Below are 24,986 nucleotides of genomic sequence, written 5' to 3'. Positions count from 1 at the left end.
AAAGGAATTACTGTGAAATCTATAATTAAAGTAACTTGTACAGCATTATTATTTACAGGACTAATGGCAGGATGTAATGGGAATACTGCACCAAAACAAGAAAAGAGCGCTCTTGAAAAGAATGCAATGCACTATGGGGAAATATTTAAAAACGAATACTATAGAGCAACTGTTGAAAATGCTAAATTCGAAAAAATAGACAAAGAGTGGCGCCTCACAGCTCGCGTTACTATAAATAACGCTCGTGTTGACGGACAAACGATAGATCTTTCAGAAATAAAATATTTCATAAAAGATGACAAAACGGGTGAAAAATACGAAGGTGAAGTTATACAAAATGAAAATGCTAAAAAGGTTCCATCTGAATTCTCTTTAACTACCGACATTGAATTTAATATGAAAACTTCACCAAAAGATTTAAATAATATGTATTTATATATAGATAGCAAAGCTGCGCCGTTAACAGAAACATATTGGAAACTTGATAATTTAGCATCTAAATAAAAACAGTCATATAAGACTGTTTTTATTTGTAAAGTTATAAAGTATACTAGTTACCTATCTCCAGCAATACATTATTTGCACAAATCATCACTTCTTCAAATGGACAATCAAATAAAACCCCCAGTTCAAAACCATCTCCAGCAAGATCTATTTCATGACATAACCACCAAGCACCTTCAAAATTTTCCGGAATAGAACATTTCGTTACTCCTGTAAAAGTTACTTGCAGTTTATCAAATTCACTGAAAGTACCACTGCAATCTAAAATAATAATTAGCGTATCTTTTGATTTTTTCTCTACTGATTTGACTACACTGTCATGTAGTGAGTATTCATGTAGTTGAACGACATTCTGCGCGAGCTTATCTTTTATAGTATTATAATTATCTATATACGCTTGTTCCAAATCATTGATTCTTTTCTCATAATCTATTGTCCACTCAAGCATAAGTTTCTTTAATTTTTCCGATGGGTATTCTGAATTAATTGTATTGTCATGAATGTATGGATGTAATGACTTAGGTAGAAACTTTAATAAATCTTCTTTCTTTTCTTCCAGGTCTTCTCTTAAACTTTGCTTATAATCCATTCCTATTTTTTTACTCTCTCGCAAAATATCTTCCCATTCCTCCAATGTTTCTGGGAAAATTAAAAATCCAAACACTTGCATTTCTTTATACCAATCTTTATTGAAATACTTCAAAGGCTTTCCTCCTAAAACATTTTAACATCCAATAAAAGCGATATATCTATTTATTATATCATTCCAATAACTATTTTTTCTAAAGAAAAAATGTAAAACTGTAAATATTCTGCCTTTTATTTCTAAAACTTCAGAATATTTACAACAATCAATAATTAGAATACATTTTACTAGTACAAAGATTCACCTGTACAAAAATCTAAACAAAAAGGGATGGTTATATGTTGAAGAAATTAGTAGCAGGGACATTAGTAGCGGGTTTTGCATTAACTGGAGGACTAGGAGTAGCAAGCGCTGAAGAAAAAAGTAATGTAATTAAATCATTTGATTATTTAAAAGTTGATGAACAGAATGTTACTTCTTTTGCAAAATTAAGTGAGCAGGAGAAAAAAGACATCCAAATTACTATGGTATTACCAGAGCAAAATGAAAATGGAGATTGGTTAGCTTATGGCTTTACTAGCCGAGAAACATTGGATGCTTATATTGAAAAGGATAAAAAAGTACTTAAAAATAAAATTAATCCTTTAGGCAGTGGTGCTGGTAGTACTGATTTTTATGAACATATAAATAAAGGTGGCCAATATATTTACTGGAGCAGTGGCTTTAAAAACTTACCATCTAGCTGGAACGACAGAATTTCTTCTATAAGCACAGCGTCACCTTCTGCAAGTTATTCAACGACACTGTGGGAGCATACTTCTACACAAGGATATGGAAAAGGTGTTGTATTTAAACACGCTGATTGGTATGGTAAAACTGCTAATTTATCTGATGAATGGAACGATAAAACTTCAGCTATTGACGTTAAAAAGTAATAGGGTATTTAATTTCTTCTATAAAAATTCAAACCACTATTCTCTCATTCATTTAGAGAATAGTGGTTTATTATATTTTCATTTAAGCATGTACAGCATGTCCTACAGCTTGCAATAACGCTTCATGAATCGCTTCAGTTAAAGTGGGATGCGCTGCAATAAAATCTCTCATTATATCAGCGGTAACTTCTGTATGAATCATTACAGTGCCTTGTCCGATTAGTTCGGTTGCACGAGGACCGATAATAGAAATCCCTACAATTTCTTGATATTTAGGTTCCACAATGACTTTTACTTTACCCGTTTGTTCTCCAATAATAAGTGCTTTTCCGTTCGCTGTAAAAGGAAATTCTCCAATAAGTATATCACCATATTGTTCTCTTGCTCCTTTTTCTGTTAAACCGACGCTAGCAATTTCTGGAGCCGTATAAATACAGCGAGGTACAGCATGATAGTTTACTTTCACATCTTCTCCGCTCGCGTGTAATGCTGCTGTCGTTCCTTCATGGAAGGCAACGTGAGCAAGCTGTATTCCACCAATCACATCACCTGCTGCGTAAATATGTGATACATTTGTTTGCATATGTTCATTCACAGAAATTCCTTTATTTGAAAATTGAATTCCTGCTTTTTCTAAATCTAATTGTTGTACACGTGGTTTTCGGCCGACAGAAACGAGAACAAATTCTGGATTAACTTCTTGGATACTTCCTTCATATTCAAATGAAGCTTGTTTTTTATAATTATTTAATCCTTTTAAAGCTGCTCCTGTAAATATTTCTACACCATCTTTTTCTAGTTTCTCTCTTAAAATATGTGCGATATCTTTGTCTTCACCAGGTAGTAATTGCGGTGCCATTTCAACAATCATAACTTTTGTTCCAAGTCGACTATAAATACTTGCAAACTCGCAACCTATTACACCACCACCAACGATTAATAATGATTTTGGTATTTCTTCTAGAGACATCGCTTGGCTACTATTTAAAATCCACTTCCCATCAAATGGAGCAAAAGGTAATGCAGTTGGTTCTGAACCTACCGCTATAATGAACTGTTCTCCATCTACTACAGCTTCTTTATCACCTTGTGTCACTCGTACACGGTGATCCGTTTCGAATTTCGCTTTCCCCTTTATTACTTTAATTTTGTTTTTCTTCATTAAATATTGAATTCCTTGAACGAGCTGCATAACAATTTGTGATTTTCTCGTCTGTATTTGATTCCAATCAATTGAAATACTTCCTTCGTTAAGCGTAACTCCATACTGATTCGCTTTTTTCACAATATCATGTACTTCTGCACTTTCTAACAATGATTTCGTAGGCATGCAACCAACATTTAAACAAGTCCCGCCAAGATCAGCTTCATCAATAAGAGTGACATCTTTTCCATTTTGAGCCGCGATAATTGCCGCTACATAGCCAGCAGGTCCGCCTCCAATAACAACTAATTTATTCATTCTCTCACCTTCTCTTTATAAAAGAATTGTTACAGGTTCTTCTAAATAATCTTTAATTGTACGTAAAAATGCAGCTGCTGGTGCACCATCTAATACACGATGATCGAATGTTAAACTTAAAGGTAACATACTTCCTCTTCTTAATTTTTTCCCTTTATATACCGGAACATGTTCAATTGCACCTACACCTAAAATACCAGTTTCGGGTGTATTTAATACTGGCGTGAAATATTCAATACCGAAGCTACCTAAATTACTAATTGTAAATGTTGTCCCTTGCATATCATCACTATTTAAACTGCCTGTTCGTGCCTTTTGTGCCGCATTCTTAATTTCTTTAGACAACTCTACTAAAGATAGATTATTAGCAAAGCGAATAGCTGGAACGACTAACCCTTTTTCTAATGCGACTGCCATGCCTAAATGAACATGTTCAAATTGATGAATTGCATCATCTATATAAGCGCTGTTCATTTCTTTATGCTCCCCAAGTGCTAATACAACAGCACGAGAAACAAAATCTGTAATCGTTAATTTATTGTCATATCGTTTTTGTACAGTATCAGCCATATTTTTATGTAAATCTACTAAGTCAGTAACATCTACTTTCATCGTTAATGTTAATTGCGCACTATTTTGTAAGCTTGCATGCATACGGTTTGCGATTGCTTTCCGCATACCGGTAACAGGAATTATTTTACTGTTTTCTTTTTCTTGTTCAGGTACTTCTGGAACGTTCACTCTTATTTCAAGCGCTTTTAATACATCCGCCTTGGTAATTCTTCCACCAGGACCTGTACCAACTAATGCCTTGATATCAAGATTTTCAGTTCTGGCAATTTTCTTCGCTACAGGTGAAATTTTAATTCTTTGCTTCGCCACTTCTTTCGCGTAGGGTTCTGGATGTTGTACATTTTGTACTTCTATATTAGATGTTTTTTCTTCTACAACATGTGTACTTTCATGAACGTCTACTTTTTCATTCGGTTTACCGATGTAGCAAATTACAGTGCCAGGTGGAACTCCTTCATCTTCACTTACAGCTATATCAAGTACAGTTCCATCAGCGGGTGCTTCTATTTCAGTTTCGATTTTTTCTGAGTTAATACTAGCAATTAATTCTCCTTTTGCTACATTATCGCCTGTTTTAATATTCCAGTTTGTAATAATACCTTCTTTCATCGCCATCCCTAACTTCGGCATTACAACTTCTACAGCCATATTTCTCTCTCCCTTCTCATCGTTCATTACACATGCAATAAAGATTGGTCTCCGATCATTTCTGATACCGTTTCAATTACTTTCTCTGGCGTTGGCAAATACAACTTTTCAAGCGGTGGTGAGAACGGAACTGGTGTATGTGGTGCTGTTATTCGTTTAATAGGTGCATCTAATAAATCAAATCCTTTATCCGCTACGATTGCTGCGATATCAGTTGCTATGCTACATCTTGGGTTTGCTTCATCAATAACGATAAGACGATTTGTTTTCTCAACAGATGATAAAATTGTATCTTCATCTAGTGGTGATAAAGAACGCGGATCAATAACTTCTACTTCAAGCCCCTTTTTTGATAATTGTTCAGCAGCTGCAAGAGCGGTATGAACCTGTTTTCCAATTGCGACAATTGTTACATCAGAACCTTCACGTTTAATATCTGCTTTACCTAAAGGAATTGTATAATACCCTTCTGGCACTTCACCTTTCATGTTGTAGAGTGTTTTATCTTCAAAGAAGATTACTGGGTCGTCATCTTCAATTGCCGCTAACAATAAGCCTTTTGCGTCATACGGAGTAGAAGGAACGACAACTTTTATACCTGGAATGCTCGTAAATAATGCGTATAAACTTTGTGAATGCTGAGCTGCTGCGCTAAAACCAGCACCATGCATCGTACGTACTGTAACTGGCACTTTCGCTTTACCACCGAACATATAGCGGAACTTTGCGCCTTGGTTTAATACTTGATCAAGACAACTACCGATAAAGTCATTAAACATTAATTCAGCTATCGGACGTAAACCAGTTGCAGCAGCAGCCATTGCCGCTCCCATGTAACCAGCTTCTGAAATTGGTGTATCTAAAATACGATTTCGGCCAAATTCTTGTACTAGCCCTTTCGTCACGCCAAGTACACCGCCCCAAGCTTCATCATCTTGTAAATGATCAACTTGCGCACCGCCTGCAACGTCTTCCCCTATTAAAATTACATTTTCATCACGACGCATTGATATTTTCATCGCTTCATTAATTGCAGTTGACATACTTACTGTTCTAGTCATTATTTTTCACCCTCCTCTTATTTGTAAGAAACGTATACATCTTTTAATAATTCTGCATCCTCTGGATATGGACTATTTTCACTAAATTCAATTGATTTTTGTACTGCTTCATCTACTGCCTTTTCCATATCTACAAGTTCAGTTTCTGTTAATAATCCTTCATGAATTAAATGCTTACGGAAATGCACAATCGCATCTTTTTCATTTAAATGCTCTTCTTTTTCTTCTGAAGTTTTATATGTTTGCGCTTCACCTTCAAAATGACCGTAGTTACGATATGTCATACATTCAATAATTGTTGGCCCACCGCCATTACGCGCACGTTCTATCGCTTCTTCCGCGGCTTTATATACTGCAAGTAAATCTTTCCCATCCACTTGAACACCTGGAATATTGTAAGCTTTCGCTCGATCTGCAATGGAATCACAACTTGAAGCATATTCAAATGTCGTTGCTTCACCGTAACCGTTATTTTCTGCAATAAAAATAACTGGTAACTTCCAAATCGCCGCTAAATTAACCCCTTCATGGAATGTTCCTTCATTATTTGCTCCGTCACCGAAGAAACACACACTCACATCTTTAGTCCCTTTATATTTAGCTGTTAATGCTGAACCGCAAGCAAGTGGGAAACCACCGCCTACAATTCCATTCGCACCAAGCATTCCTTTATCTAAATCGGCAATATGCATTGAGCCGCCTTTTCCTTTACATAATCCTGTCGCTTTCCCAAAAAGTTCAGCCATCATACCGTTTAAATCACAGCCTTTTGCGATACAATGTCCATGTCCTCTATGCGTACTTGTAATACTGTCGCTATCTGTTAAGTGGGCACATACACCAACTGCTACCGCTTCCTCACCTGCGTATAAATGAACGAAACCTGGTAGAACACCTTGCGCGAATAATTCATGTACCTTATCTTCAAACTTACGAATCTCTAACATTTTTTCATACATCCAACGTGCTTGTTCTTTCGTAATTTCATTCCCTTTACTTTCAGTTGTTTTTAACATGTCCAGCCCTCCTATTTTCTTGTTCATCTTTTATATTGCAAGTACCGTGCCAATTTCTAATCCTTAATTTAATAGCTTTTCTCTTTCTTTTAAAAATAAAAAAGTGGACAAAACGAGACTAATGTCTCATTTTGTCCACTTTTGTTCCCTTAATAAGAGAATCATTACTTTATTCATTCTCAAAACTCTTTTGTAATTTACGAATGTAAATAATTTGACCGATATGATATGCATTATGAGTCGTGACATTCGCTAGCACTTCCCACCACTTTGCAGAAACTGGAAATCCTGTTACATCACTTTCAACCTTTTCTTCATTTATGAGATTTTGCCATTGCAACAGCTTCTCTAATAGTTTTTCTCTTAATTCTTCAAATGTTTGATTATTTGATAACATAAAACTTTTGTTATTATCTCCAATAGCAGGTACGGCATTAACATTTGATTCTTTGTACCTAGTTTGCCACGTTGAATTCCAGTACAGTAAATGTTGTACAATTTCTGCTATACTATTACTCTCTTCATTCGGTTTCCAAAAAGCTTCTCTCTCTGATAAATCCTTAACTGCATCTGAAAATGGAATATACCAACTAGAATCATTGGCATTTGCTAATAACTGATCTGCTAATACATCTTTCACATGGGCCATTTTTTTTCCTCCATTTCATCAACTTTTATATTATACTCTCTACTCTATATACGGTGATTCTGCACAATTCCCTTCTTTAAAAGCATTCCATACATATGCAAATTAAGAATAGATAAGTACTTACTTGAACCATACATCAGTTCCTACAATTTAAAAATAAAATGAATATATATGGAAACAATATGTAAGATTAATAGATTTTCTGCTTACAACTCGTTATGATAAAAGAAAAGAAAGCGAGCGACCAATGAATAAAAAAATCGCGGTTATTACAGGGGCTTCAAGTGGATTCGGACTATTAACGACACTTGAACTTGCGAAAAAAGACTATATAGTTATCGCTACAATGCGAAATGTTGAGAAAAAAGTAGACTTACTATCTCAAGCTACTAAACTCAAGTTACAGCAAAATATAAAAGTTCAACAATTAGATGTAACAGATCAAAATTCTATACATAACTTTCAATTATTTTTAAAAGAAATCAATAGAGTAGACCTTCTCATTAACAATGCAGGATATGCAACTGGAGGCTTTGTAGAAGAAATCCCAGTGGAAGAATACCGTAAACAATTTGAAACGAATTTTTTTGGCGCTATATCAATCACTCAACTTGTCTTACCATATATGAGAGAACAAAGAAGCGGAAAAATCATTAACATAAGTAGCATTAGTGGCCAAGTCGGATTCCCTGGTTTATCTCCATACGTATCTTCAAAATATGCATTAGAAGGATGGAGTGAATCCCTTCGTTTAGAAGTAAAACCATTTGGAATAGATGTTGCCTTACTTGAAGCAGGTTCTTATAACACGAACATTTGGGAAATTGGTAAACAACTAGCTGTAAACCAATCTGATACTGCTTCTCCGTACAAAGAATATATGGATAAAATACAAAAACATATTAATAGTGGTAGTGATACATTTGGTAATCCGCTAGATGTTGCTAAAAAAATCGCAGAAATTGCTGAATCTAAGCGTACGAATTTACGTTATCCAATCGGTAAAGGTGTAAAATTTATGATCTTTGCGAAGAAGATTCTTCCTTGGAGATTGTGGGAATACCTTGTTTCGAGAAGCTTTAAGAAAATGTAATTACCTGTATTAAAAACCATTTTGAAAGAGGTGCTAAACAAATGCTAGGTTTACCGTACGGGAAAGTATTTTTAGTTCCATGGACTAAAGAATGGGCAATTGAGTTTATAAAAGAGAAACAATTCATTGAAGAACAAATTGGCGAACATATTTTAGCGATACACCATATTGGTAGTACTTCTATTCCACATTTAAGTGCAAAGCCAATTATTGATATAGCAATCGAATTAGAAAATTATAGGGACGGTATACATTGTATTAAAAAGTTAGAACTACTAAACTATAAATATAGAAAAGATGTATTGCCTGAACGATATTATTTTAATAAAGGTGAGCCAAGAACTCATCAAATTCATATGTATGAACGAGGGAACCAATATTTAATAGAGCAATTACAATTCAGAGATTACTTAATAAATAATAAAACTGCTCGTATGCAGTATGAACAGTTAAAGATGCGACTTTCACAAGCAAACCATAACAATAAACATAAGTATGCGGAGGACAAAACTAGTTTTATTAAATGTATATTAGATAAAACAAACATTTAAAAATATTCCTATTCTCAAAACAAAAAGCAACCATTTATCACCTAACAAATACATGGTTGCTTTTCACTCAATCCCCTTGTTTTCTTCTTTACGTTAAAAGCGGCTGGAAGTAAAGTAGTAATGAAATCATAATAATAAATGCAACTAATCCGATTATCGAAAGAATGTATTCTCTCGACTCCCTATCATATTTCCACTCCATCCATGCCCGTAACGTCCATAAAGTTCCGAAAAAAATGAACATAACATATCCTACATTTTCGTTATTTACATAAGTAAAACAAGTTATGAAATAAATAAAAAATAATACTATTTCCAATTTCACATGCAAACTATTCACATGCTTATACCCGAAGAACCCTCGCTTCTTCATATTCAATTTTTTTCTTAAAAACTGTTCTAAAAAGTAACCACCTATACCTAGTACAATAATAATAATAGTAGAGGTCCCCATTGTGCTCCCTCCTATTACCTAATTTATTTTTTGAAATAAATTCGATTATATTATGATTACTTTTTACTAAACAATTTAATATTCCATCAATTTATTAATGTACCCTCAATAATTATTTTGTCATGTAGCAGGAGAAACGAAGTAAAACATCATCGAAATCATAAGGATAAATGAAGATAATCCGAATAACGAAATAATATACTCTTTCGATTCTCTATCATACTTCCACTCCATGTATGCTCTTAAAATCCAGGAAACCCCTAAATAACTAAAAATAACATAAGCAATATTAGTGGTTTCTAATTTATATATATAAATAAAGCTAGTTATTAAATAAACAAAAATTAGTCCTATTTCTAATTTTTTATGTAAGCTATTTACATGTTTATTATATCCCCATAAGCCTTTCTTTGGCATATTCAACTTTCTTCTTAAAAATTGTTCTAAAAAGTAGCCAACTATACAAAAAACAAAGATTATAATCCAAAACGTATAGGTTCTCATTTCCATTCCTCCTATTACTCCATTGAATTATGTAAAATAAAGTGGACTATATTACGGTTATGATTTTCTAAGTAATTTACAATCCCTTCAGGATATGTTGGTTTTTCCTTTAATTCATTTAAACTTTTCCAAGTTAATATAATATCCTCATGTTCTTTATGCCTTATTGCATTCGTAACTATTTCTCGAGTAGCTCCCCAATGCATCAATGTACAATGATGACCTTTTTCGTTATTCCACGTAAAAATATGCTCATTTACAACAGCTAATTGCTCAACAAAGACTTCTAAATCATATTCTTCCAACAGTTCTCGCATGATAGCTTCTTGGGCCGTTTCACCAAATTCAATTGACCCGCCGGGAAAACGATAAAACGATTCGTTCTTGTCACATTGAACGAATATTCTTGAATGATCTTCATTAAAAATAATCGCTTCTGCACGTAATAAAGGGCTTTTCATTTCTTCTCTCCTTCTTTCTTTAAATTCATATTATATTAAAGGAAGAAATGTAGTATGAATCCTGTTATTATTAATGCTACAATTCCTAATAATGAAATCAAAAACTCCCGCGATTCTTTATCATATTTCCACTCCATATATGATTGAAATCCATATAACGTAATAAAAAACAATAGAGGTACATAGCCCATAAATATACGATTTGGAAGAAAAGTGCTTATAGCAATAACAACTATATAAGAGAAAATGATAATTCTATTTCCCCACTTATGTGTATCATTCACATATTGGTTATTCCATCCTTTTTGTTTCGGTATATTTAACTGTCTTCTCGCTATTCTTTCAAAAACCAATAAAGATAGTACCCATAAAATTAATAAGGCTATTTTTGTAATTGACAGAAAACCCCATCCTTTTTATTTTCTCACTTTAATTTTCTCCGGCTGATTACTCGGATACGTAGCATATGTATCATTTTCGCAGTCCCAACTTATAATTGTCGCACTATCACGTCCTAATTGATGATGAACGTGCTCTAATACATTTCGAACACACTCTGTTAGCTCTTCCTTATTTCCATTCATATCTTCATACAAATTGGATGACTTTTCATATCGGCGCTCCCCGCACTCTAATACCCCATCTGTTACCATGACAATTCGATTGTTAGCAGTGCGCAATTCACGAACTCCTGACGAATAGCACGGAACGGGTAAATCAAATGTGTTAACATTACCAATCCACTCATAAAAATGACGTTGATTCAAAGTATATTGTCCTAATTTATGTAACTCTTCATGAAATACATAAACTAAACAATCGCCAATAGATAGCCACCATATGTAATTTTCTTTTCTTATACATATTAAGCAAGCTGTTTCACCTTTTACTCTTTTGCACTTTTCTTTAAATGATTGTGATTGAAAAATTGTAAGCATATGATTTTCAACAGATCGAAAAACTGTTTCAATTGGTTCTTTCATAATCGTGTTGATATTTTCATATTCTTTTTCGATTGTGTGTACTACTAGCTCAACACTTTCTGCACTATTATGTCCGTCTAAAATGGCTGTAAATTCCCAATCACCATTAGATAGAATGAAAGCACCATCTTCATTCTTTTTTGCTCCAGCACTTATATTTCCTCCATATTTACCAAGTACAATATCCCCATATTGCTTAACTGAGATTTCACCTAGACACATTTCCCTACTTCCAACCCATGAATATTGTCTATTATTTGTTGTATGCATATTTACTCACCATATACTTTCGTATTCTTTCGCATAGTTTTTTGATTTTCTCTGCGTCACCATATGGCGCATCTGTCCATTTCGCTACTTCAGTCGGTGACCAAAACTCTTTGGGTGTATTTGGATAACGCGGTATGATGTGCATATGCATATGTGGTACACCATTCCCTGAAACAAAAGTGTAAATATGTTCTGCACCTTCACTTTCTTTTAGCGCCTTACTTACTCTACTTGTTATAAGTCCGAACGCTTTTGCTTCTTCATCTGTTAGTTCGGCAAGGCCAGGTACATGTCTTTTTATATCTATCATTACATAACCAAGGTATGTTTTTTCACTATCCCAGTGGACATGTCCAACGTAAACGAGTTCATCTTCGTAAATAGCTCCACCTGGAACTGTAATGTTTCCTATATGTTTTTCGCAAATAAAGCAGTTTTGTTCTACCTGATTGTTTGTTGACATATCCATCACCATCCTTTTATTTATAATATCATAAAAAAAGGAAAAATAGGTTTTTTATTCCGAAAATTCAATCTTTTAATGAAGGAATTTTTGAATTGAATTTACAACTCATTATTTCTTCAAAAACGCAATCCCAATTACAATTCCAATAACAATTCCGATTACTAAATTATCAGTAAACAATCTAGGTACTACACCGATTACAATACCTATAGCGATACCGATCGCCATCGCATCATTTCTTTTTTTATTATTAGCCACCACAGCATCTCCTCTCATAATTTCTCCCCATACAATACCCATTTACATGAACGTCGCTGTTTCCTAATATATTCTCTATTCAACTTAATAAATTCCAAAAAATGTACTTTATTACTTTTCCATTCCCTCTACATAATCCTCTTCATTTGAAAAGATTTTCAAGTCACCATTACATATACATAGGCATTTACTATAGGAAAGATTAGTAATTTATTGAAGGAGGAACGATTCAAATGCATCCTCATTGGCATCCAAATTTAAATCAACAATATACTTACTCCCCGCATCCAGTAAGAAATACACTGCACCATGATTCTCAATATATGATGCAGCGCATCGCAAGTCTTGAAAGCCAATTAGCGAAATTAATCTCATTAATCCAAGAAAATAATCAATTAATAAAATCAATGGAGCAACAACAAAACCAAGTTTGCGCACCAGCTGGCGGTTCTGTTATTGTTCGTATGTAATCTTTACGAACAAAAAAACACACTTTGTATACTAAAGTGTGTTTTTTTTTCATCTTCTTTTTTGATGAAATCCTTGTGTAATGCGGTCTAATATAATCGCAATCACGACGATAGCTAGTCCCGCTTCAAATCCCATTCCGATATTAACTTGTGTAACAGAGCGATATACATCGACACCAAGCCCTGGTGCTCCTACAAGTGAAGCTGTTACGACCATTGATAATGAGAGCATAATACTTTGATTTACACCCGCCATAATTGTTCCCGTCGCAAGTGGTAATTGTACTTTAAATAATTTTTGTGATGCGGTAGAGCCAAATGCATTCGCTGCTTCAATTAAATCTTCTGGAACTTGTCTAATTCCTAAGTCCGTAAAACGAATTGTCGGCGGCATTGCAAAAATAACTGATGCAATAATACCAGGAACAACACCTACCCCAAAAAATGTAATCGCCGGAATAAGATATACGAATGCGGGCATTGTTTGCATAAAGTCTAATGTCGGTTTTAAAAATTTTGAGAAGCGTTCATTTTGAGATGCTAATATCCCAATTGGAATTCCAACAATCACTGAAATAATAACAGATGTAAGTACGAGTGCTAATGTTTGCATCGTTTGTTCCCAGTAGTTAATATTTAAAATAAATAATAATCCGATAAGCGTAAAAATGATTAAAGATACTTTTCTCGTCGTGTACCAAATGAGGAAACATAAGATAATAATCATCAATATAGCCGGTATTATTATTAAAAAATTAGTGAGTAAATCAACGAATCCATCGATAATATAAGAGAATCCTCGGAACAAGCTTTCAAAGTGCTCATATAAATTCGCAACAAATGAATCGACCCATTCCCCTAATGGAATACGAGGTATGCTATTCATCGTCTTTCACCTCTTCTTCAATATTTCCTGCAAGAGCTTGAATGACACTTTCACGTTTAATAATTCCTCTTAGTCTTTTCTTCTCATCAATTACGGGTAACGGATATTTCATCTCGGCCATTTTCGCATAGGTCTCTTCCAGTAAAGTATCTAAATAAACATGTGGAATATCGTTAAGTAGTAAATCAGCAATCGGCCACTGTTTTTGCACTGCTTTACTCGCGTCATCTGCAGTTAATATTCCTAAAAACTCATACTTCTTATTTACAACATATACTGTAGAAACACCCGCATTCCTCATAATTTGAAGCGCTACACGTGGTCCACGATCAATTAATAATGTCTCCGGTCGTTTTAATATAGATTCCGCCGTAATTACTTTCCCTAAATTCACGTCCGCAACGAATTTCTCAACAAACTCATTAGCAGGACTCATCATAATTTCTTCTGGCGTTCCAATTTGGACAACCTCTCCATCTTTCATTAACGCGATCCGATCACCAATTCGAAGAGCTTCATCTAAATCATGTGTAATAAATATGATAGTTTTCTCCATTTTATCTTGGAGTTCTAATAACTCATCTTGCATTTCTTTTCGAATAAGTGGATCTAATGCACTAAATGATTCGTCCATTAGTAAAACATCCGGATTATTTGTTAATGCCCTTGCGATGCCAACACGCTGCTGCATACCGCCACTAAGTTGACTTGGATAATTATCTTTATGATGATCAAGTCCTACTAACTGCAGTGATTCTAACGCTTTACTTTCACGTTCCTCTACTGGAACTCCTTGTATTTCTAATCCGTACGCAACGTTTTGTATTACTGTACGGTGCGGGAAGAGAGCGAACTTTTGAAACACCATACTCATCTTTGTTCTTCTCACTCTCCGCAACTCTTCTTTTCCCATCGTAGCTATGTCTTCACCATCTATGTAAATATGACCTGCTGTTGGTTTGATTAATTGATTTAGCATACGAACTAACGTAGATTTCCCGCTACCAGATAACCCCATAATCACAAAAATTTCTCCAGTATATACTTCAAACGTTGCCTTTTTCACACCAACGTTCATTCCTGTCTCTTTCAAAATTTCTGATTTACTTTTTCCTTCTTTTAATAAAGAAAGGGCTCTTTGCGGATGTTTCCCGAATACTTTTGTTACGTTTTCAACACGCACCTTTGTATTATCCATGTCACTACTCCTTTTCTACCCATCTATTCACATAGTGTTGCGATTTTGCAAAGAAATATTACATAAAAATGACATTCATAAGATTTCTTTAAAATTCTCGTTTCCGTTCATAATAAGAATGCTTACTTATACATTTATTTAAAATGGCAAACGTTTCTTAGGAGGTTTTCGATGAGAAAGAAAATATGGCTTATATGCCTTGCATTATTTATTACTATGATTTTCACTTCATGTAATGCAACAAATGCAAATTCGAAAGGGAAAATTAAACTTGGTGTAACAAGTTGGAAAGAAAATATTGCAACTGCAAACATGTGGAAAGTTTTATTAGAAGATAAGGGATATAAAGTTGAACTCATGTATTTAGAAAAAGCTGCGATTTGGACTGGTGTTGCTCGTGGGGATGTTGATGCAAATTTAGAAGTATGGCTTCCCGTTACGGACAAACCATTAAATAATCGTTATAAAGATGAGATTGTCTTAAAGTCAAAATGGTACGAAGGGACTGGTCTCGGTTTAGTCGTTCCTTCCTATGTGAAAAATGTTAACAGTATTGAAGATTTAAATGCCCATAAAGATGAGCTAGATAACAAAATCATTGGTATAGAACCTGGTAGTAGTCTTATGAATTTAACGAATAAAGCTATGAAAGAATATGATATTAAATTAAAACTTGTCCAATCTTCAGAAGCTGCGATGATGAGCGAATTAAAAAAAGCATATACGAAAAAGAAACCAATCGCGGTAACGCTTTGGAATCCACATTGGGGCTTTTCAGAATTTGACTTAAAATATTTAAAAGACCCTAAGAAAGTATATGGTGAAAAAGATGATATTTATTACTCATTACGAAAAGGTTTTGAAACGGATCATCCAGAAGTTGTGAAATACTTTGATAAATGGAAAATGAATGATGAACAGCTTGGTACGCTAATGATCATGCTCAATAAAACGAAAGATCCAGAAGAAGCTGCGCGAAAATGGATTAAAAAGAATCAATCGTTAGTTGACGAATGGATAAAAGATTAAAAAACAGGCTAGAGAATAATGGATATTCTCTAGCCTGTTTTATGTTATTTTTTCGCAACAACATCATCTACAATCCCATATTCCTTTGCTTCTTCAGCGGTCATAAAATAATCTCTTTCTGTATCATGAGCTACTCGTTCAAGTGATTGCCCTGTTTTTTCTGCAATCATTTTATTAATATCATGCTTTAACTTTAATATTCTTTTTGCAGTTATTTCAATTTCCGTTGCCTGCCCTTTTGCACCACCGAGCGGCTGATGAATCATAATTTCACTATTAGGTAACGCAAATCGTTTTCCTTTTGCACCTGATAATAATAGCAATGCACCAAATGACGCCGCAAATCCCATACAAAGTGTTTGCACATCCGGTTTAATTAGATTCATCGTATCTAATATCGCAAAACCAGCTGTCGTTGAACCGCCAGGACTATTAATATACAGGAATATGTCTTTTTCTGCATCTTCTGCCTCTAAAAATAATAATTGCGCCACTACACTACTCGCTACTTGATCGTTAATTTCTGAACCGATCATTATAATGCGGTCCTTTAATAACCTTGAATATATATCATAGGAACGTTCTCCTAATTTCGTTTGTTCTACGACGTATGGAATTGTATTCATTTTTATCCCTCCAATAATTGTTATGCTGCGCATAGCATACAACTGTAGGAAGAAGGCTTTTTCGCATTAAATAATAAGACTGGCTGTTTAGATGGTAACTTAGTAAAATCTATTGTCGGAAGAAGTTTTGTTAATAATTCCGGGCTTTCTTCACGAATAGACGTTACAACAATATCAATATCATCTGTGAATTCGACTATCTCAATTCCTTCTTCACTTACAGTTTTTAGTCTGTTTCTACTCCGAAATAAAGAAGCTTTCACTGCACCTTCCGATACAGCACATACTTTAGCAATATCAGCGATACTATATTGAAACACATCTTTTAATAATAAAATTGCGGATTGCTGTACATTTAATGAAGTCAATACTTTCCCTACCATTTCATGTAGATCTGCAATCTTCTCATGTGGCTCTTCAAAAGTAATCTGTTCCTTTATTTTTTCATAAACTGATTTCAACTTCATCTGGTCTAACCAGCGATTTCTAGCTATTTTATATAGAAGCGTCATGCAAATATCTTTATTACTATATTTTTGAAGAACTTTACAAACTGTTTCTTGGGCGAGATCTTCACCGTCCCACTTGTTTTTCGTTAAAAATGTGCAGTACCTTTTTAGCTCTGTATAGTTCTCAATTAAAAAGCTTTTATTTGAATGATTCATATCGATATGGTTCTTTAAAATCTGAGTTACTTTTGTGCACAAAATAACCACTCCTTTTCAGCGCTTACTTTATAAACGATACAACTAATAAAAAAGTTACGGGGCATATAAAAAAATATGTTTATGTTCAATAATTCGCGGTCATAAATATGTTATGTACAATTTTACGTGAGGAGGAACAAATTTGCCAAAATTAACAATTGAAGGTGCGGGAACTTTTGATGTAAAAGAAGGCACAAAGTTAGTATTAGCAATTGAAGATAACGGTGTACACATACTCCATCGTTGCGGTGGAAAAGCGCGTTGCACAACTTGTAGAGTAGAAATAATAGCGGGTGACTTCTGTGAAGTAAGTACGAATGAAAAAAATGCGATGACGGAAAAAGGGATTGAAGATCATTTGCGACTATCATGTCAAATGCGCGTACATAAAGATATAGTTGTTCGTCCGGTGCTTACAGTCGAAAATTCAGGTCTTGATGCTGGGCCACGTCCGGTAGAGTGACATGATAAATTTAAAACAGTTTGCAGGTGAATACGCCGCTAACTTTGTACAAGATGGAATGAACGTTGGGCTTGGTACAGGCTCAACTGTATATTGGACGATACGAAAGTTAGGACAACGTGTACAAGAAGGTTTATCCATTCAAGCTGTACCTACATCTAAGGAAACTGAAGCATTAGCACAACAACTAAACATTCCGCTGATTTCGTTAAATGACATACAAATGCTTGATTTAACAATCGATGGAGCTGACGAAATTGATTCAAATTTACAGCTAATAAAAGGTGGCGGTGGTGCTTTACTTCGGGAAAAAATCGTTGCCGCCTCCTCTAAAAAACTGGTTATCATTGCTGATGAATCGAAACTCGTTACGCATTTAGGTACTTTCCCATTGCCTGTTGAAATTATACCTTTTTCATGGAAACAAACGGAAAATAAAATTCAGTCTTTAGGATGTCAAACAACGTTACGTTTAAAAAATAACGATACATTTATAACGGATAACAACAATATGATTATCGATTGTGTATTTCCTAACCATGTATCTAATCCAGCTACTTTACACGAACAATTAAAAATGATTACTGGTGTAGTTGAAACAGGCTTGTTTATAAATATGACGAGTAAAGCAATTATCGGAACTAAAAATGGGATAAAAGAATTATCATGAAAGCTGACTGTTTGAAGTCGGCTTTTTAATGTGTTCTGCTTCTCTTAATAGCGTCTTAGTATGATATACTATGAAAACATACGCACATCATACTAGAAAGGGCTGAACATTTTGCAATCCAAACTCATAACAGAACTTACAGATTTAGAAATTGCCTTTCATATTCGAAAAGAAGTATTTGTAAAAGAACAAGATGTCCCTCTTGAAGATGAATTCGATACATTTGATGAAATCGGTGAGGCATGTAAACATATTTTAGTTTATTATAACGAGCTTCCTGTAGGTACAGGTCGTATACGATTTGTTGATGGCATAGGAAAATTAGAGCGCATTTGTATTTTAAAAGACTATCGTAAATACGGACTAGGGAAAGTAATCATTCAAGTATTAGAAGAGATTGCTCAAAACAAAGAAGCAACAAAAGTGAAATTACATGGGCAAACACAAGCAGAAGGATTTTATAAAAAATTAGGCTATCAAACTTCTTCTGATGTATTTATGGAAGATGGTATTCCGCACATCCTTATGACGAAAATATTATCATAATAGAAAGGGTACTAAATGATTACGCATTATAGATACATATAGTACCCTTTCTTTATTATTCTAAATATCCAGTAGCATCTAATGCCTGTAAATATTTTTTGAACAAAGGATTATCTAAGTTACATTCTTCTTTTTCTACTCCCATAAGGACAGTGAGTTTATGATACAATTTCTCCGAATGTCCTAATAGGTTGAAGTAATTCATATATGTCCCTTCCGTACTTGCTAAAAATATAACGATTAACTTACCTTCTTGGATTTGCTGATTAAAGAAATCTTGCTCATCATACTGTGTGCTTTGCTCAGATTGATTGAATTGAATCATTTCAGCAAAATTACTTTTTTCCTCATTGCTAAACAAACTCGATAAAATATCTTGCTGATCAATCTTGTAACATTTTATTATCTCCTCAAAATTTGTATACGGATCATGCATCATAGAACCAATTTTGTCTTTGTCGATTTCGGTAGCCTTATACTCTTCCTTCAAAATCCGATCAATTTCAGTTATTGAAAATTCATTTGGGATGCTACGTATTTTATACTTTTCGTATAGTTTATTGATCATTCATTACTCCTTCTTAACAGAATAAGCTACTTACATTTCTGTTAAATCAAAATTTAATCACGATCTGTAAATGTGAAAATCTCATCAACTGCTTGTTTATACCCACCTGATTTTTGGAAAGACTCTTTCATATTCAATGCAGCTTCCTTAAATGATGAATTATGTAACACATGCTCTACACTTTCACATATTTGTCCTTCAGTTAATTCTTTCATTTGCAATGTAACTCCTGCCCCGATATTCTCCACTTGCTTTGCAATTACTGGCTGATCGGCACTTTGCGGGATTACAATGAGTGGAACCCCATTATAGAGTCCTTCATGCGTACTGTTCATACCACCGTGTGTAATAAATAGTTTCGTATATGTAAGCAGTTCAGTTTGAGGTACATAATTTTTCACAATAAAGTTTTTAGGGATATCGCCTAAATCACTTATTTTCGTGTTACTACCAATAGACATAACAATTGTATGCTCACTATTCTCAAACACCTTAATACAAAGTTTATAAAAATCAATCGCTTCATTAAAAACAGTACCTAATGAAATATAAATTGAGCGCTTTATTTCAATTGAATTAAAATCAAAGTCTTCATTTTTTACTTGTGCAGCGATAGATGGTCCCACAAATTTAAATGTGTCATCAAACGTATCTCCAAAAGGTTGGAACTCCTTAATTGTATACACAATAGTGAGTGGTGCTGGATTACAGAAAACTTCATATGGAGATTTTATTTCAACACCATATTTTTCTGCAATTCCTTTTGCTAAGTTTTGAAAATCATTATGTATCCTATCATGGACTTCCGCTGGGATATTTTTTGAAAGATGATCTAACATTTGTTCAAATGATTTTTCATCCTGCGCAAAAGATGTACAGGAATTAATTGCTGGTAGTTTAAGAATTTGAGCAATTAAACGACCGCATCCAAACATAGAATCGTGAATGATGTAATCAAAATGTTCCCCTTCAATTCCCTCTAAAATACTGGGGATTGCAACATCTGCTGTATGTAGAAGCCCGTTTATTCTTTCATGTAAGTAATTTCTACCACCAGACAGAAACGCTTTTAAAAATTTTTGATCATCAATTGTTCGCACTGTAGCACCTGTCTTTTCAATACGCTCCCTGAAAGCCTCTATTGAAAAATAAACGACTTCTTCACCGCGGGAAATCAGTTCCTCGACAACTCGCAAGGTTGGATTGATATGCCCTTCTGAACCGGTGTTAATGAACAAAACTCTAGCCATTATAAACACTCCTTAAGTTAAATCATTTCTATATCGTTAAGAGTACAGATACCCATTTCTTCGTTATTTGTGTTATTTTCCTACTAAATTGACCTAGCAAGCCTAAAACCAAGATCATCTATGTGAAACGTAGGATGGCTACGCCGGCGACAAGTAGCACCGCAACCTCTAGCTGCTTCAGCCCAACTGCCTCCACGAAAAATTCGGTACGATCCGTACACTTTTTTATCATACAAATCATAGCACCATTCCCAAACGTTCCCTAACATATCATATAGTCCCCATGCATTCGGTTCTTTTTTGCCGACATCATGAATTTGTCCATTTGAATTTTCATTATACCATGCTATTTTCTGAAGTTCCCCGTATATATATCCCGCTGTACCTGCTTTACATGCGTATTGCCACTCTGCCTCAGACGGTAATCGGTAACCGTTAGATCCCAAATTACAACTCACCTTTTGATCACCATTACTAATAGAATAATACTCTGTTAATCCCGCTTTTTTAGAAAGTAAATTACAAAATACAATTGCATCATTCCATGAAACATTTACAACTGGCTTATTACTATCTTTATAACCATTTGATGTACTATTCGTAATAGCATAATATAATTCCGCTGTTACTACATACTTTGATAGAAGAAATGGTTGAATTTGAACTTGCCATTCTTTTTTTATACGATCATCTCGCAATACTACCTCTCCTGCTGGAATATTGACCATTAATGAATCGATCATGTGAATTAAATCGTTAGTCATTTTCTATTCCTCCAAGCATTCATTTTTCATAGATTAATTATGATGTACTCATTACAAAATACAATTCGTAGTAAGTATTAAATTTATCATAATAAAAAACGATTAGTTTTATTAAACTAATCGGTAATATCCAAAAGGATTTGTTGTGCTACAGTTTATTATTTTATGTGCTTTAAAAACTCCCGAACCTCATTGGGGGATTTTAAAATAATAATCTTTTTCTCTTTGGGCAATTGCTCTAATCCTTTTAAAATTGTAGGTCGCTTCGCCTTTGGATATTCCCATATCCATTTGAAAAATGGTAAATCAAATCTTTCTTCACATCCCGCGCCCATATCTGGTCTTGTTTTATTTCGATATTGGATTATCCTTTTAAAAGCGCGATAAACACAAATTGTTCTGTGAATATCAAGAAAGATAATAGTGTCAGCTGCTTTAAGTCTTATATCCATCGTCCCGCCGTAATTCCCATCAATAATCCAATTTTCTTCTTTAATTAATTCATTTTGAACTGTTCTTTGTTCCTCTTTCGAAACACCTTCCCAATTTGGTTTCCAAAATAGTGCATCAAGATGATGCACCTTAATATTTAATTTAGCTCCTAACTGCTTTGCCAATGTAGATTTTCCTGAACCACCGGAACCAATTAATATTATTTTGTTCATACCTTTACAATGCCTCCTATTGCTTCTTCAATATCCTCCTTATTAGCAAAAATCCATAAGAACATCTCTTCATTTAGCCTTAATAAGTCTGGTAATTGGACAAAATAAGTAACAAAGATTACTTGAATTGAAAGCATAACGTACCAAATGGCATTTATTTCTTCATGTGTTAAATTATTTTGTTTATAATACCCTTCAAAAACTTTGCTGACTATATGTAACCATTTCCCTCTTAATGTTTCATCACTATATAACTCACTTAAAATGCTCGTACAACAATAGCATATATCAAATACTCTTACATTGTTTTCTAAAAGCTCAAAATCTATAAATCCTTGAAATTGATTACTTTTAAAGATTACATTCGATAAGTGCATATCGCGATGAATGATTTGTTTTGGTAATGATTGAACGGTTTCCTTGAAAGCCGTATGTAATTGTTGCATTCGTTTAATTACACCCCTATGAATATGCTCTTTCTTTTCTAAAATTGGTAAAGCCCACCCATACACTACTTTGTATAAATCTCTTTTTATTAACTCATTTGCACGATTCACTGAATTTAATGCTTGATGTAGATTAGCTATTTCTTCTCCAATTATGCTCCCTAGCTCTTTCAGATTTTCTGTATCTTTTATTTCTAGTACATTTCCAACAACATACTCATACAAACAATAATACTTCTCTTTATAAAATACATACCTTTCATCACTTTTCGTTCGCACTATTTTTTGTACTTTTATTCCTTTTTCTTCAAGCCTTTCTAATACATCTAGTTCAACTAGAAGCTGCTCTATCAATCCCTTTTCCTTTAATATATACACTTTATTATTACACGTAAGCTTCGTGACTTTCGATTGAATGACTGTAGCTATCACTTGTTCATTTTGAAACCAAAACTTTGCAATTTTCAATGCATTCTCCATATACAAATACCCCTTTATTAATTCCTATTTCTTTTTTAACTTAAGCTCTAAAAGTATTCCTATCCCCACACCAATTGTATAAGCAACTAAGTCACTCCACAAAAATCCGTAACCTAATATGAGTCCACCTAAAGTCGTTGCACGAATACTATCAATCCATGGTGAATGGTACAATTGGCTCATTTCAATCCCGTAGCAAAATAGTAAACTAATAAAAGTTAACTTCTTCGTTTCTATTTTAGGAAATAAAAATCCAAATCCAGTAAAAATCATTAATGCCCATAAAGCATCACCTAAGTAAGCATTTAATAGATCCGGTAACGCAAAAGCAAACTTTCTTGAACTCAGACCTAAAACAATGACGATGATAGTAAAGATTGCATATAGCATTCTATTTCTTTTATTTTTCATTACAACTTCTCCTAGTTTATACTTTTCTTTATCAAACTAAAACTAAAAATAACTTGCAAAATAATTTCACAAGTTATTTTTGAGCATCTTCACTTTTCATTTCATCCATTAACTCTTGCTGCTTTTTCTTTGAAAATGAGTGCAGTATTAAATCATACGACCAATCTATCATCTTATTAATTTGTTCTTGTCCTACATCCTTATGTATGTACACTGTGTTCCAATGCTTTTTATTCATATGATACCCTGGAATAATTGTTTCAGGATAATCTTCTCTGATTCTTAATGCGAGTTCTGGATCACATTTTAATGTAATCGCAGCTTTTTCACCTTCTTCATGGTTCAATATCGCAAATATTTTATTGTTTAACCTCATACACGTTGCGCTCCAGCCATCTGGAGAATCCTCTGTCGCTTTTCTTTTCGATAAACAATATGCTCTTGTTGCATTCATTCTAATTGGCACCTCTTATTCTTTCACGATTTGATTACGGTGCATCACAATTTGCTTCGTCGCTTGAAATTGCTGTTCACCATAAAACTGCAGTAGTTTCTCTTCGCAAAATAGACTAACAATATGAATATGAGATATTTCCTCGAGTAACATTGTAAGCATCTTCTCTCCAATACCTTGATTTCTTACACTCTCGTGTACGACAACATCTTCTATGTATGCTCGAAAAACACCATCAGAAACGATTCTAGCAAATCCAATTAATTCGTTTTCTTTCCATACTCCAATTGCTATACTATTCTTTAACATTTTTTCAATATCTATTTCTTTTCTTTCTGGCCACCAACCGACAGAATCATAAAGTGTTTTTATTTTCTCCACGCAGATCGGTTGTTCGTGTTGCAATTTATAAGTGTACATTTTAATACTCCCGCCATCTAGTCTACATAATATTATTATAATCTCTTTTCGAAAAAGTGTTGATTATGCCCTTTCGGGTGATCTTCAACAACACCATATTCTCTGTAACCATGCTTTTTGTAAAACTCTGGCGCTTGGAAACTAAATGAATCTAATAATATTAATCTACACCCTTTTTCCTGCGCAATTTCTTCGATTTTATGTAGCAATTGACTGCCGTATCCATCATGGCGAACTGATTCATCAACCCATAAAAAATCGATATGAAGATGATAAAAATACATCGTTCCTGTTACACCACCAAAAATTTTCCCTTCTTCATCTTTCACTACAAAACTTACTTGTTCCATCTGTTGTTTTACTTCCTCTGTTAAGATGGACATGTTATATTGAATTACTTTATTTTTTATGTATTCTCCTTCATTGCGAGTACCACTTTCTATATGTTTCATATATATC

Annotated in this window: 35 protein-coding genes; 9 read left to right on the top strand and 26 right to left on the bottom strand. The window is 34.0% G+C overall.

What is annotated here, in order from left to right; translation table 11 throughout:
• Positions 1–12: 12 nt before the first annotated feature.
• The gene (locus tag BAQ48_RS16950; protein ID WP_071712017.1) at positions 13–504 is read left to right on the top strand and encodes a hypothetical protein; all 492 of its coding nucleotides are present in this window, start codon (positions 13–15) and stop codon (positions 502–504) included.
• A 46-nt stretch (positions 505–550) separates the two neighbouring features.
• Here BAQ48_RS16950 and BAQ48_RS16945 read toward each other — a convergent pair whose 3' ends face one another.
• Entirely contained in the window at positions 551–1,207 is a 657-nt protein-coding gene (locus BAQ48_RS16945; RefSeq protein ID WP_071712016.1) for a DUF4085 family protein, read from the bottom strand.
• A 221-nt stretch (positions 1,208–1,428) separates the two neighbouring features.
• Here BAQ48_RS16945 and BAQ48_RS16940 point away from each other — a divergent pair, with 221 nt between their 5' ends.
• A complete protein-coding gene (locus BAQ48_RS16940) occupies positions 1,429–2,025 on the top strand; it encodes a hypothetical protein (RefSeq protein WP_071712015.1) in 597 nt (198 codons plus the stop codon).
• Between the two features lie 82 nt (positions 2,026–2,107).
• On the opposite strand, the gene lpdA is transcribed toward BAQ48_RS16940, so the two are convergent.
• From lpdA to BAQ48_RS16915, 5 genes are all read right to left on the bottom strand, one after another.
• Positions 2,108–3,487, bottom strand: coding sequence for a dihydrolipoyl dehydrogenase (lpdA, locus tag BAQ48_RS16935; protein ID WP_071712014.1), 1,380 nt, complete (start codon positions 3,485–3,487; stop codon positions 2,108–2,110).
• Between the two features lie 15 nt (positions 3,488–3,502).
• Entirely contained in the window at positions 3,503–4,708 is a 1,206-nt protein-coding gene (locus BAQ48_RS16930; RefSeq protein WP_071712013.1) for a dihydrolipoamide acetyltransferase family protein, read from the bottom strand.
• A gap of 26 nt (positions 4,709–4,734) precedes the next feature.
• Positions 4,735–5,769, bottom strand: coding sequence for an acetoin:2,6-dichlorophenolindophenol oxidoreductase subunit beta (gene acoB, locus BAQ48_RS16925; RefSeq protein ID WP_071712012.1), 1,035 nt, complete (start codon positions 5,767–5,769; stop codon positions 4,735–4,737).
• A gap of 17 nt (positions 5,770–5,786) precedes the next feature.
• Positions 5,787–6,785 (bottom strand): acetoin:2,6-dichlorophenolindophenol oxidoreductase subunit alpha, encoded by a 999-nt coding sequence (acoA, locus tag BAQ48_RS16920; protein ID WP_071712011.1) that lies wholly within the window; start codon positions 6,783–6,785, stop codon positions 5,787–5,789.
• Between the two features lie 169 nt (positions 6,786–6,954).
• Positions 6,955–7,434 carry a DinB family protein gene (locus tag BAQ48_RS16915; protein ID WP_071712010.1) on the bottom strand — a complete coding sequence of 160 codons (480 nt, stop codon included), beginning with the start codon at positions 7,432–7,434 and terminating at the stop codon, positions 6,955–6,957.
• Between the two features lie 247 nt (positions 7,435–7,681).
• Between BAQ48_RS16915 and BAQ48_RS16910 the strand changes: the two genes are divergently transcribed.
• Together BAQ48_RS16910 and BAQ48_RS16905 are read left to right on the top strand one after the other, a co-directional pair.
• Positions 7,682–8,527, top strand: coding sequence for an oxidoreductase (locus BAQ48_RS16910; protein WP_071712009.1), 846 nt, complete (start codon positions 7,682–7,684; stop codon positions 8,525–8,527).
• A gap of 41 nt (positions 8,528–8,568) precedes the next feature.
• Entirely contained in the window at positions 8,569–9,078 is a 510-nt protein-coding gene (locus tag BAQ48_RS16905; RefSeq protein ID WP_071712008.1) for a GrpB family protein, read from the top strand.
• Between the two features lie 88 nt (positions 9,079–9,166).
• Here BAQ48_RS16905 and BAQ48_RS16900 read toward each other — a convergent pair whose 3' ends face one another.
• From BAQ48_RS16900 to BAQ48_RS16870, 7 genes are all read right to left on the bottom strand, one after another.
• Positions 9,167–9,532: a DUF4181 domain-containing protein gene (locus tag BAQ48_RS16900; protein WP_071712007.1), complete on the bottom strand. Its 366-nt coding sequence runs from the start codon at positions 9,530–9,532 to the stop codon at positions 9,167–9,169.
• A 120-nt stretch (positions 9,533–9,652) separates the two neighbouring features.
• Positions 9,653–10,036, bottom strand: coding sequence for a DUF4181 domain-containing protein (locus BAQ48_RS16895; RefSeq protein WP_071712006.1), 384 nt, complete (start codon positions 10,034–10,036; stop codon positions 9,653–9,655).
• Between the two features lie 14 nt (positions 10,037–10,050).
• Positions 10,051–10,497, bottom strand: a complete 447-nt coding sequence (locus BAQ48_RS16890) for an NUDIX domain-containing protein (RefSeq protein ID WP_071712005.1) — start codon at positions 10,495–10,497, stop codon at positions 10,051–10,053.
• A 35-nt stretch (positions 10,498–10,532) separates the two neighbouring features.
• Complete coding sequence (locus BAQ48_RS16885; RefSeq protein WP_071712004.1) at positions 10,533–10,850, bottom strand: DUF4181 domain-containing protein; 318 nt, start codon at positions 10,848–10,850, stop codon at positions 10,533–10,535.
• A 63-nt stretch (positions 10,851–10,913) separates the two neighbouring features.
• Entirely contained in the window at positions 10,914–11,750 is an 837-nt protein-coding gene (locus tag BAQ48_RS16880) for a PP2C family serine/threonine-protein phosphatase (protein WP_084064760.1), read from the bottom strand.
• Positions 11,734–12,213 (bottom strand): HIT family protein, encoded by a 480-nt coding sequence (locus BAQ48_RS16875; RefSeq protein WP_084064757.1) that lies wholly within the window; start codon positions 12,211–12,213, stop codon positions 11,734–11,736. Before BAQ48_RS16875 ends, BAQ48_RS16880 begins: the two co-directional genes overlap by 17 nt.
• Before the next feature lie 111 nt (positions 12,214–12,324).
• Entirely contained in the window at positions 12,325–12,492 is a 168-nt protein-coding gene (locus BAQ48_RS16870) for a glycine zipper domain-containing protein (RefSeq protein ID WP_071712145.1), read from the bottom strand.
• Between the two features lie 215 nt (positions 12,493–12,707).
• Here BAQ48_RS16870 and BAQ48_RS16865 point away from each other — a divergent pair, with 215 nt between their 5' ends.
• On the top strand, positions 12,708–12,944 hold the full coding sequence (locus BAQ48_RS16865; protein WP_071712002.1) for a hypothetical protein: 237 nt from the start codon (positions 12,708–12,710) through the stop codon (positions 12,942–12,944).
• A gap of 49 nt (positions 12,945–12,993) precedes the next feature.
• Here BAQ48_RS16865 and BAQ48_RS16860 read toward each other — a convergent pair whose 3' ends face one another.
• Complete coding sequence (locus BAQ48_RS16860) at positions 12,994–13,830, bottom strand: ABC transporter permease (protein WP_071712001.1); 837 nt, start codon at positions 13,828–13,830, stop codon at positions 12,994–12,996.
• Positions 13,823–15,028: a quaternary amine ABC transporter ATP-binding protein gene (locus BAQ48_RS16855; protein WP_071712000.1), complete on the bottom strand. Its 1,206-nt coding sequence runs from the start codon at positions 15,026–15,028 to the stop codon at positions 13,823–13,825. The genes BAQ48_RS16860 and BAQ48_RS16855 overlap by 8 nt, the downstream gene beginning before the upstream one ends.
• Positions 15,029–15,199: 171 nt before the next feature.
• On the opposite strand from BAQ48_RS16855, the gene BAQ48_RS16850 reads away from it, so the two are divergent.
• Positions 15,200–16,057 (top strand): glycine betaine ABC transporter substrate-binding protein, encoded by an 858-nt coding sequence (locus BAQ48_RS16850; RefSeq protein ID WP_071711999.1) that lies wholly within the window; start codon positions 15,200–15,202, stop codon positions 16,055–16,057.
• Positions 16,058–16,101: 44 nt separating this feature from the next.
• Here the strand turns inward: BAQ48_RS16850 and clpP are convergent, their stop codons facing one another.
• Positions 16,102–16,683 carry an ATP-dependent Clp endopeptidase proteolytic subunit ClpP gene (gene clpP, locus BAQ48_RS16845; protein ID WP_071711998.1) on the bottom strand — a complete coding sequence of 194 codons (582 nt, stop codon included), beginning with the start codon at positions 16,681–16,683 and terminating at the stop codon, positions 16,102–16,104.
• 20 nt (positions 16,684–16,703) lie between these two features.
• On the bottom strand, positions 16,704–17,390 hold the full coding sequence (locus BAQ48_RS16840; protein ID WP_071711997.1) for an RNA polymerase subunit sigma-70: 687 nt from the start codon (positions 17,388–17,390) through the stop codon (positions 16,704–16,706).
• 142 nt (positions 17,391–17,532) lie between these two features.
• Between BAQ48_RS16840 and BAQ48_RS16835 the strand changes: the two genes are divergently transcribed.
• The 3 genes from BAQ48_RS16835 to BAQ48_RS16825 all read left to right on the top strand — a co-directional run bounded on the left by BAQ48_RS16835 (position 17,533) and on the right by BAQ48_RS16825 (position 19,069).
• On the top strand, positions 17,533–17,853 hold the full coding sequence (locus BAQ48_RS16835; protein WP_071711996.1) for a 2Fe-2S iron-sulfur cluster-binding protein: 321 nt from the start codon (positions 17,533–17,535) through the stop codon (positions 17,851–17,853).
• A gap of 4 nt (positions 17,854–17,857) precedes the next feature.
• Positions 17,858–18,523 carry a ribose 5-phosphate isomerase A gene (gene rpiA, locus BAQ48_RS16830; RefSeq protein ID WP_071712144.1) on the top strand — a complete coding sequence of 222 codons (666 nt, stop codon included), beginning with the start codon at positions 17,858–17,860 and terminating at the stop codon, positions 18,521–18,523.
• A gap of 111 nt (positions 18,524–18,634) precedes the next feature.
• Positions 18,635–19,069 carry a GNAT family N-acetyltransferase gene (locus tag BAQ48_RS16825; RefSeq protein WP_071711995.1) on the top strand — a complete coding sequence of 145 codons (435 nt, stop codon included), beginning with the start codon at positions 18,635–18,637 and terminating at the stop codon, positions 19,067–19,069.
• A 55-nt stretch (positions 19,070–19,124) separates the two neighbouring features.
• Here BAQ48_RS16825 and BAQ48_RS16820 read toward each other — a convergent pair whose 3' ends face one another.
• The 9 genes from BAQ48_RS16820 to BAQ48_RS16780 form a co-directional block, all read right to left on the bottom strand.
• Positions 19,125–19,637, bottom strand: coding sequence for a hypothetical protein (locus BAQ48_RS16820; RefSeq protein ID WP_071711994.1), 513 nt, complete (start codon positions 19,635–19,637; stop codon positions 19,125–19,127).
• A gap of 53 nt (positions 19,638–19,690) precedes the next feature.
• On the bottom strand, positions 19,691–20,887 hold the full coding sequence (locus tag BAQ48_RS16815; protein ID WP_071711993.1) for a macrolide family glycosyltransferase: 1,197 nt from the start codon (positions 20,885–20,887) through the stop codon (positions 19,691–19,693).
• A gap of 83 nt (positions 20,888–20,970) precedes the next feature.
• Entirely contained in the window at positions 20,971–21,651 is a 681-nt protein-coding gene (locus BAQ48_RS16810; RefSeq protein WP_071711992.1) for a formylglycine-generating enzyme family protein, read from the bottom strand.
• 158 nt (positions 21,652–21,809) lie between these two features.
• Positions 21,810–22,316: a DNA topology modulation protein gene (locus BAQ48_RS16805; protein WP_071711991.1), complete on the bottom strand. Its 507-nt coding sequence runs from the start codon at positions 22,314–22,316 to the stop codon at positions 21,810–21,812.
• Positions 22,313–23,242: a phosphotransferase enzyme family protein gene (locus BAQ48_RS16800; RefSeq protein ID WP_071711990.1), complete on the bottom strand. Its 930-nt coding sequence runs from the start codon at positions 23,240–23,242 to the stop codon at positions 22,313–22,315. The genes BAQ48_RS16805 and BAQ48_RS16800 overlap by 4 nt, the downstream gene beginning before the upstream one ends.
• Positions 23,243–23,266: 24 nt before the next feature.
• Positions 23,267–23,653: a ribosomal maturation YjgA family protein gene (locus tag BAQ48_RS16795; RefSeq protein ID WP_071711989.1), complete on the bottom strand. Its 387-nt coding sequence runs from the start codon at positions 23,651–23,653 to the stop codon at positions 23,267–23,269.
• Positions 23,654–23,726: 73 nt separating this feature from the next.
• Positions 23,727–24,107, bottom strand: a complete 381-nt coding sequence (locus BAQ48_RS16790; RefSeq protein ID WP_071711988.1) for an MmcQ/YjbR family DNA-binding protein — start codon at positions 24,105–24,107, stop codon at positions 23,727–23,729.
• 15 nt (positions 24,108–24,122) lie between these two features.
• The gene (locus tag BAQ48_RS16785) at positions 24,123–24,527 is read right to left on the bottom strand and encodes a GNAT family N-acetyltransferase (RefSeq protein WP_071711987.1); all 405 of its coding nucleotides are present in this window, start codon (positions 24,525–24,527) and stop codon (positions 24,123–24,125) included.
• A 35-nt stretch (positions 24,528–24,562) separates the two neighbouring features.
• Entirely contained in the window at positions 24,563–24,979 is a 417-nt protein-coding gene (locus BAQ48_RS16780; protein WP_071711986.1) for a GNAT family N-acetyltransferase, read from the bottom strand.
• Positions 24,980–24,986: the final 7 nt, after the last annotated feature.

The sequence above is a fragment of the Bacillus luti genome (assembly GCF_001884105.1).
GTDB classification, from domain to species: Bacteria; Bacillota; Bacilli; order Bacillales; family Bacillaceae_G; genus Bacillus_A; species Bacillus_A luti.
The sequence above is the reverse complement of the archived record's forward strand: the minus strand, read 5'-3'. Positions and strand labels throughout refer to the sequence as shown.